6 protein-coding genes are annotated in these 8,309 nt (G+C 43.4%); 1 reads left to right on the forward strand and 5 read right to left on the reverse strand.

Features of this window, described 5'->3' with window-relative positions:
- Positions 1-136 precede the first annotated feature (136 nt).
- From radC to lctO, 5 genes are all read right to left on the reverse strand, one after another.
- Positions 137-823: a RadC family protein gene (gene radC / locus N4310_RS06220; RefSeq protein ID WP_179924001.1), complete on the reverse strand. Its 687-nt coding sequence runs from the start codon at positions 821-823 to the stop codon at positions 137-139.
- 80 nt (positions 824-903) lie between these two features.
- A complete protein-coding gene (locus N4310_RS06225) occupies positions 904-2,313 on the reverse strand; it encodes an HlyD family secretion protein (protein WP_262092502.1) in 1,410 nt (469 codons plus the stop codon).
- Positions 2,314-2,375: 62 nt separating this feature from the next.
- Entirely contained in the window at positions 2,376-3,110 is a 735-nt protein-coding gene (locus N4310_RS06230; protein WP_179924003.1) for a class A sortase, read from the reverse strand.
- Entirely contained in the window at positions 3,097-5,550 is a 2,454-nt protein-coding gene (gyrA, locus tag N4310_RS06235) for a DNA gyrase subunit A (RefSeq protein WP_262092504.1), read from the reverse strand. Before gyrA ends, N4310_RS06230 begins: the two co-directional genes overlap by 14 nt.
- A gap of 167 nt (positions 5,551-5,717) precedes the next feature.
- Entirely contained in the window at positions 5,718-6,854 is a 1,137-nt protein-coding gene (gene lctO / locus N4310_RS06240; RefSeq protein ID WP_179924005.1) for an L-lactate oxidase, read from the reverse strand.
- A gap of 237 nt (positions 6,855-7,091) precedes the next feature.
- On the opposite strand from lctO, the gene N4310_RS06245 reads away from it, so the two are divergent.
- The gene (locus tag N4310_RS06245; RefSeq protein ID WP_160333230.1) at positions 7,092-8,072 is read left to right on the forward strand and encodes an L-lactate dehydrogenase; all 981 of its coding nucleotides are present in this window, start codon (positions 7,092-7,094) and stop codon (positions 8,070-8,072) included.
- Positions 8,073-8,309: the final 237 nt, after the last annotated feature.

Below are 8,309 nucleotides of genomic sequence, written 5' to 3' on the forward strand. Positions count from 1 at the left end.
CTTTTGCTGGAAATTGGAGGGCAAGAGTCCCTTCTTTTTTTATATGACGGAATACTTCTGGTTTTTAGAGGTGCCCTAAATAGCTATCTAAAATCGAGAACAGAAAATGTTCTCGATTTTTTGCAAGCAGTGGATTTTACAACTGTGGCAATCGCTCTTCTTCTCGATAGGAAAAATAAGCTTCCTGGGTGATAATCAAATGATCCAAAAGTTGGATTCCCAGAGTCCCTGCTGCCTCTGCCAAGATGCGAGTCACTCGATCATCATTGGGACTGGGTTTAAGAGATCCTGACGGATGATTGTGAACCACAATTAAGGAGGTCGCCATGTGTTTAACGGCATAATGAAGTATTTCGCGTGGTTCGGCTAGGCTTCTGCTAACAGAGCCAATAAAAATCGTTCGTTCTTCTAAAATCTGATTACGGGTATCCAAATAGATAGCTCGGAGATGCTCCTGCCTCAAGGAGCCTAGTTCCTTGACCAAGCGCAGACCTAATTGATGACTGGATAGGACGGCCTGATCTTTTTTTAATTTAGCTTGATCAATCCGCTTCCCTAACTCGACCATGGCTTTTAACTCGATTGCCTTGACGAGACCAACCCCTGGAATAGCCTGTAACTCACTCAGGGTCAGGTAACGCAGTTCAGCCAGGCTTGTGAGATGTTTCAGCAAAAGCTGGGCAATCTCAAGTGAGGATTGGCCCTTAAGCCCTGTTCTTAAGAGAATCGCTAGCAGCTCTTGATTGCTCAATTGCTCGGCTCCTTCTTCCACTAATCGCTCCCTGGGTAAAAGGGATGGACTGGCATCTTTAATCTCGTACATATCCGTCACCTCCATCTATTTATTCGAAAATCGAGTCCAACAAAAAAACGGATAAAATCCGTTTTTTTGTTGTCTCCTTCTTAAGGTTCAATCCGATTATCATACTCGGTGACCGTTGTTGTTTCAAGGGGGAAATGGATGGGGCGGAGGACCCAACGATCATCTCCTAGAGGGCCAAACCGGGTAGATAGGGTAGACTGGAACAAATTACCAGAGAGGGTAATATAGCCCACTTTAGAAGAATGCTGGCCGATTGTGGCGCTATAGGCGACAATCTTACCAGAGTTATCCTTATAAGGAACAAACTCATTGTTACGGATGACAATGCCACTAGATAGGATTGTTTCCGGATTATTGGCGGTATAATTTGGATCGATGTTCCGGAGATAAGCTCCATCCCAAACACCACTGTTATTGCTGGCATCTAGCTGGATTGCTTCAGCATAGAAGGGATGCAGGTCCGTGTTTTCTGGCAAGCTACTGGTAGCTGTCAGATTAGGAGCATAACCAGCGAAGGTGTTGCCGATAAATTCCGCATATTGAACGCCACCTAAATCAAATACATGGCTACTCATTTTATGAACCATGGTAAATTGATTGTTCCGAATCGTCCAGTTATAGCCATGATTGGCCATCAACATAAACTGATTGCCATTTTTCAGATCCTTAGCTCGGATATGCAAATCTTCCAAAATGAAATTGGTTAGGCCATCTGTCGCACCCGGTCCTGTCGCTAAACCAAACCAGAACATGGCACCATCCACGACCAAGGTTGTGTTGTTCCCTCGTAATTGAATATTCGAAGGGAGGATAAAGTACTCCTTGGCAGGATCATCAAAGCCCAATTCAAATTCACCTTCTGGGAATTCTAAGATAGTGAAGCCGTTTTTACTGGAGGCTTCCAGAGCTTGTCGGAAAATTTCATTGTTTTCCTCACGGCTATTTTCCGCTCGCAGTTCGATTTGAATCGTGGTTTTCAGCTCATCTTCTTTAATATCATAAACGTGGCCCAAATTTTCAACCGAGGCCTCATAAATAATCTGATCCTGCACACGGTTAATTTTTGTAATTTGACCACTCCCTTCCAAGGTCGAAGCTGGCGCCAAATCGACATCTTCTCCCAATTGGTAGAGGGTGGCAACAGCCGACAGTTCCTTCTCTGGAATCTCCTTTTGGGTCACTCCTAACTCCAGCTCAACTTCATAAACAAAGCCTTGCTCAGGATCCTCAGTACTCTTGATAACACGACCAATAATTTCTTCATCCCCATCCTTGTAGAGTACCTGATTTCCCTCATTAAAACGCGGTTTGGCTACTTCTTTGGGTTGAAAAAAAGAAAGGAGCGGTGCTATTAGACTCTTTTTTCCTTTTTCCAAAAAGTCTAGACTGAGAAAAAGAGCCAGTAAAAGTACTAATACTGTAAAAAGTATCCCTAAAGTTCGCCGTTCTCGTCGACGTCGTTCCGCTTTCTTCGAACGATAATCTGACATCACGGTGGTATTCCTTTCTATTAGAAAAAGGTTTGGAACAACTTGTCCCAAACCTTGGACGATTACAGCTGCATTTGATTGTAGCTACTTTCAAATGCTTTCAAGACTTCTGGATTGGTGCTATTAAAGTCGGACTCCTCTGTCAAATCAGCCTTCACAATAGTCCGATAGACTGCGGCTGCGTCCTCACAGGTCACCAGAGTCAGCTCATTTACACCTTCCGTATCCTGGATCACGTCAATCCGATCCGGTGTCACGGTCTCAACGCTCTTAATTGTATAAGTATAAACCTTGTCTTTATCTGTCAAATAGATTTTCATACCATTTTGGGCATTTTCCAATGGTGAAAAGAGCATCTGATTAGCACCTGTAATCCCAAAGACATGGTGGCTAGCTAGCGAATAGTTGCCTTTTCCCATCACCTGGTCAGCCTTCATAGTACCGGCTCCATAATAAAGAACCTCATTAGCCAAACCTTTAAAGATAGGTAGGTTAACACTCAAATCAGGAATCGCAATCCCTCCAATAACAGGGAGTTCCTGTTGATTCATTTGAGCTTCTAACACCCGCTCTGTTGATAGAGCTTCAACACTTTGGAAATCAAAATTGGCCTCTGCTGCCTTATTTTCTTCAATCTTTTCTTTGGATACTTTAGCAACCTGGTATTGGTTGGTGTGGTAAACCATAATCATATTCCGGATTGAACTGTTAAAAATCAATCCCAGAGCCACGATAAAGAGAATTCCTGCGAGCAGGTAACGTGGCCAATTTCTCGTTTTCTTTTTATTCTTCGCCATCTTCAATTGTTTCTTCCATTTCTGCATCAATTGTTGTAAAGGTTACAATCCGAGAGTCCTCAATCAAACGCATGATCTTAACTCCTTGAGCAGCACGTCCGATACGGCTAATATCCGCCGCATGGGTTCGAATAACCACTCCCTTGTCGGTCATAACCATTAAATCATGTTCCTCGCTTACTGTTTCCAGGCCAACAAGCGGACCATTCTTTTCAGTGATCTTTGCGAGAATCATTCCCTTACCACCCCGGTTTTTAGTCGGGAATTCTTTGGCAGGGGTTCGTTTTCCATAGCCCAATTCTGTGATCACAACTAGATCATCTTCATCGGTTACGATACTTGCACCTACTACCTGGTCTTGGTCGCGTAGGCTTACACCCTTGACCCCGGCTGCACCACGGCCAAGCGGACGTAGACTGTTTTCCATAAAGCGAACTGCATAACCATAGCGGGTTCCGATTAAGATTTCAGATTGGCCATCGGTCAAGAGCACATTAATCAACTCATCTTCATCGCGAAGTTTGAGAGCCAGCAAGCCATTTTGGCGGATATTTTTAAAGGCTGAAATCGGAACTCGTTTGATAATACCAGACTTGGTGGTAAAAAAGAAGAATCCTTCATCCTCCTGTTCCTTGGTCACATTCATAAGGGCCTGGATGCTCTCGCCTTCTTCCAATTTCAGCAGGTTAATAATAGGTAAACCTTTGGCTGTCCGGCCATATTCAGGGATTTCATAGCCCTTGAGACGGTAGACTCGGCCGCGATTTGTAAAGAAGAGCAGATGGTCATGGGTACTGGTCGAAACCAATTGGCTGACAAAATCGTCATCCTTGACACCAGTTCCTTGGACACCGCGTCCGCCCCTTTTTTGAGCCGTGAACTCGGACTGGTCCAAACGCTTGATATAGCCCTTATTGGATAGGGTAATCAAGACATCGGTCTCTTCGATAAGGTCTTCATCCTCAAGACTAAGAATCTCCCCAATCATCAATTCAGTTCGACGAGGATCGGCATATTTATGTTTAATCTCATCCAATTCTTCTTGGATAATTTGCTTAACACGTTCTGGTTTTGCCAGAATATCTGCTAAGTCCGCAATCAGTTCCAAGAGCTGGTCATACTCAGACTGAATCTTATCACGTTCCAAACCTGTCAGACGGCGGAGGCGCATGTCTAGGATGGCTTGACTTTGCCGTTCGGATAGTTGGAAACGCTCCATTAACTCAGCTTGAGCCTGGGCATCAGTCTCGCTATTGCGAATGATTTGAATAACTTCATCAATATGGTCCAGCGCAATTAACAGACCCTCTAAGATATGGGCTCTAGCTTCGGCTTTTTCCTTATCAAAACGAGTCCGACGAACGACAACGTCCGTTTGATGCTCGATATAGGCACCAAGGATCTCACGAAGGGAAAGAATTTTAGGAATGCCATTCTGAATCGCCAACATATTAAAGGAGAAATTGGTCTGCATCTGAGTCAGCTTAAAGAGGTTATTTAAAATAACATTGGCGGATGCATCTCTGCGAACTTCAATCACAAAGCGAACCCCTTCTCGGTTAGACTCGTCTCTGACCGCAGTGATTCCATCAATCCTCTTCTCCTGGACCAATTTGACAATATGTTCTTGGACCTTGGCTTTATTGACCATATAAGGAAATTCGGTCACAACAATTCGTTCTCGGCCAGACTTGGTTTCCTCAATCTCGGTCCGAGACCGAAGGACAATAGACCCCTTCCCGGTCTCGTAAGCTCTATGAATACCTGAGCGGCCCATGACCAGAGCTCCAGTTGGAAAGTCTGGACCTGGCAAAACTTCCATCAATTCACGGGTAGTAGCTTCTGGATTATCCATCAGCAATTTCACCGCATCAATTGACTCACCTAGGTTATGCGGTGGAATATTGGTTGCCATCCCGACAGCAATCCCGGTAGCCCCGTTAACAAGCAGATTGGGGAACCGAGATGGCAAAATGGACGGCTCCATCTCACTACCATCGTAGTTGGGAACAAAGTCAACGGTATCTTTCTGAATATCTCTTAGTAATTCGAGAGCGATTTTACTCATCCGCGCCTCAGTATACCGCTGAGCCGCTGCACCGTCCCCATCCATGGAACCAAAGTTTCCGTGACCATCAACCAGCATGTGGCGGTAAGACCACCACTGGGCCATCCGCACCATCGCTTCATAGATTGATGAATCTCCATGAGGATGATATTTACCCATGACATCCCCGGTAATACGAGCGGATTTCTTATGGGGCTTATCTGGGGTTACTCCTAAATCATACATTCCGTAAAGAATACGGCGATGAACAGGTTTTAAACCATCTCGAACATCTGGCAGAGCTCGAGACACGATAACACTCATGGCATAGTCGATAAAACTCGACTTCATCTCTTTCGTTAAATTTACATCTACAAGGTGTTTATCCTGCATTTCCAATGCCTTTCTCTACACAATACTATCTATAATTATAGCAAAAAAAAGCCAAAAAAGCACGTTATTCAATGGATTCAAGCAGGTCAACCTCAAAAATAAATGCTTCCCTAGAGCCGTGATTTCAATCCAGCAAAAAACGGCTGACAAGCAGCCGTTTCAAGAGATTAGTAAAGTTTCAAGTCCCGAGAATCTACAGGGAAGCTTGGATTGTATGGGTTGTGGCGAAGTTTAATCTTCTTAACATCTTCAATAGTTTGTGCTCCTGACAATTGCATAACAGTTTTCAATTCGCTATTGAGGTGTTCAAATACTTGGCGAACTCCGACACTACCTCCAAGGCTAAGTCCATAGATAACTGGACGTCCGATAGCGACTAGGTCAGCACCTGAAGCAAGGGCTTTAAAGACGTGTTGACCACGACGTACTCCTGAGTCGAAGACGATTGGAACACGTTTATCAACTGCTTCAGCCACTTCTTGAAGTGAATCAAAGGCAGCAGGCCCACCATCGATTTGACGACCACCGTGGTTGGTTACCCAGATACCCGCAGCACCTGCACCAAGTGAGCGCTCAACGTCTTCTTTACATTGTGGTCCTTTTACATAAACTGGAAGACCAGAGTACTCTGCAATAAACTCTACATCGCGTGGAGAAAGTTTTTGTTTAGCAGACTCGTAAACGAAGTCCATTGTTTTACCAGCTCCATCAGGTAGATATTCTTCAACGATTGGCATACCTACTGGGAACACAAATCCATTACGCTTATCAACCTCACGGTTACCACCAACTGTTGCATCAGCAGTCAAGACAATAGCCTTGTAGCCTTCAGCTTTTACACGGTCCATGATGTGACGGTTGATCCCATCATCTTTACTGAAGTAGAATTGGAACCAGTGTGGGGTACCATTCAAGGCTTGAGTAATTTCTGGCAAGTCAGTAGTTGAGTAAGAGCTAGTTGTAAAGAGGGATCCAAATTCATGAACTCCTTTAGCAGTTGCAACTTCACCTTGTTCATTGGCTAGTTTGTGAGCCGCAACCGGTGCCATGATGATTGGAGACGATAGCTTATCTCCATAAATTTCCACTTCTGTTGAAGGATTTTCAACATCCATCAAAGTATGTGGTACAATCAACTTATGGTTAAATGCACGGATATTTTCACGTAGGGTAAAGGTATCTTCAGCACCACTCGCAATATATCCAAAAGCAGCTTTCGGAATAACCTTTTGAGCCATTGGCTCTAGATCATAAGTATTAATAAAATCAACAGGTCCCTCAGCATTACTTGTTTTGAAAACCATAAAAATTCCTCCTTAAGTTTAACCATTTTAAACTGTTAATCGCTCTATGAGGATTAACTTTAATTAATTATAGCATTATCTGAATCCGCTTTCAAATAATATGCTCAGTTTTCACAAAAAAATATTTGTTTAAGCGTTTACATCTCTTTGGACTATCGACAAAACGTATTTTGGGTGGTAGAATTGACTATGTGAGAGAGGTAACTCTCTTTAAAAAGAAAAGGAGATGTTTAGATCATGACTGTTACTAAACAACACAAAAAGGTTATCCTTGTTGGTGATGGTGCTGTAGGTTCATCTTACGCATTTGCACTTGTTACCCAAGGAATTGCACAAGAGTTGGGTATTGTAGATATCTTTAAAGAAAAAACTCAAGGCGATGCAGAAGACTTGAGCCACGCTTTAGCATTCACGTCACCTAAGAAAATCTACGCTGCTGACTATTCAGATGCACACGATGCTGACCTTGTTGTTTTGACTGCTGGTGCTCCACAAAAACCAGGTGAAACTCGTTTGGACTTGGTTGAGAAAAACTTGCGTATCAACAAAGAAGTTGTTACTCAAATCGTTGACTCTGGATTTAACGGTATTTTCTTGGTAGCTGCTAACCCAGTAGATATCCTTACCTATTCAACTTGGAAATTCTCAGGTTTCCCTAAAGAGCGCGTAATCGGTTCTGGTACTTCTCTAGACTCAGCTCGTTTCCGTCAAGCACTTGCTGACAAAATCGGTATCGATGCTCGTTCTGTCCACGCCTACATCATGGGTGAGCACGGAGATTCTGAGTTTGCCGTTTGGTCACACGCAAACGTTGCAGGTGTAAAATTGGAGCAATGGTTGCAAGACAACCGTGATATTGACGAGCAAGGCCTTGTTGATCTCTTTGTGTCTGTTCGTGATGCAGCTTACTCCATCATCGAGAAAAAAGGTGCTACCTTCTACGGTATCGCTGTTGCCCTAGCACGGATCACTAAAGCCATCTTGGATGACGAAAATGCTGTACTCCCACTTTCTACTTACCAAGTAGGCCAATACGGTATTGACGATGTCTTCATCGGACAACCTGCCATCGTTGGTGCTCACGGTATCGTTCGTCCTGTAAACATCCCATTAAACGACCGCGAATTGCAACAAATGCAAGCATCTGCTAACCAATTGAAAGCGATTATTGATGAAGCATTTGCCAAAGAAGAGTTTGCATCAGCTGTTCGTAACTAATAATAATTTTGTATGAGTTGAGAATGGGAAAGAACTAATTTTGAGAAAATTTAGTTCCTAGTCCCAGTCTCAACTTTTTTTAATTATCGTCTTTTAGTTTACTTTTATAGTCATTTGAAACAAGAACAAAACAACAAAGCATCCAGAAAATTGTCATAACTGATACGTACCGTGTCAAGTAGACAGTTGAAATAAATAAAATGTGTAATACCAGACTGTCTTAAGTTTAGGCGGTCT

The sequence above is a fragment of the Streptococcus danieliae genome (genome assembly GCF_025447695.1).
In the GTDB taxonomy this organism is placed as follows: domain Bacteria; phylum Bacillota; class Bacilli; order Lactobacillales; family Streptococcaceae; genus Streptococcus; species Streptococcus danieliae.